At 38.5% G+C, this 812-nt stretch carries 1 pseudogene; it reads left to right on the plus strand.

From position 1 onward, the window contains the following. A pseudogene (locus tag HMPREF3002_RS02540) lies at positions 1 to 812 on the plus strand (DUF389 domain-containing protein); the annotation flags it as partial.

The raw sequence follows: 812 nt of genomic DNA on the forward strand, positions 1-812 counted from the left end.
ATTTTTGATACGCGTTTAATCAAGCAATCTCTAGAGGTTTTATTGACTCAAGTGTTGGTCAGTTTGCTTGTCTCGACTCTGTATTTCTGGATTTCTCCCTTGTCTTATGCAAGTAGCGAGTTGATCGCACGAACCTCTCCAACCATTTGGGATGTTCTCATTGCTATTGCTGGTGGGATTGCTGGTGTTGATCGGTTCAAGGAAAAAAGAAGCAAACAATATCGTGCCAGGAGTAGCCATTGCTACAGCTTTGATGCCGCCTATCTGTACTGCTGGCTATGGTTTAGCTAATGGGAATGTACGATTTTTATTGGGGGCTCTCTATCTTTTCTTGATCAACTGTGTCTTTATCATGCTAGCCAACATTGTTGGAACAAGAATTTTGATGAGAAAATCTCCTTTAACTTCATTTAAAGAGCTGAGCATTAAAATGAGAATTGGCTTGATTTCTTTGATTGTATTGTTGATTCTTCCAGCTAGCTATTCGGCAGTTACTCTGACAATAGAACAAGCGCGCAAAGAAGGGATCAAACAGTTTGTAGGAAAAGAGTTCGCCAATTATACGGTTATTAATCAAGTCTACAAGTCAAGTAACAATGAATTGGTCTTGACGGTTGTTGGAGATCCGATTTCAGAAGAAGAATTAGAAACACTCCACCAAAAACAAGCCTCTTACGGTATTCAATCTGTTCAATTGAAAGTGAATCAAGTTCAGAACTCGCCAACATTAGATAGTGAAGCGACCAAGGAATTTTATGAAAACATTGACAAGTATATTGATCAAAAACTCTCTGAAAAAGATTCACAAAACG

The sequence above is a fragment of the Streptococcus sp. HMSC065E03 genome, assembly GCF_001815045.1.
Taxonomy (GTDB): Bacteria; Bacillota; Bacilli; order Lactobacillales; family Streptococcaceae; genus Streptococcus; species Streptococcus parasanguinis_AD.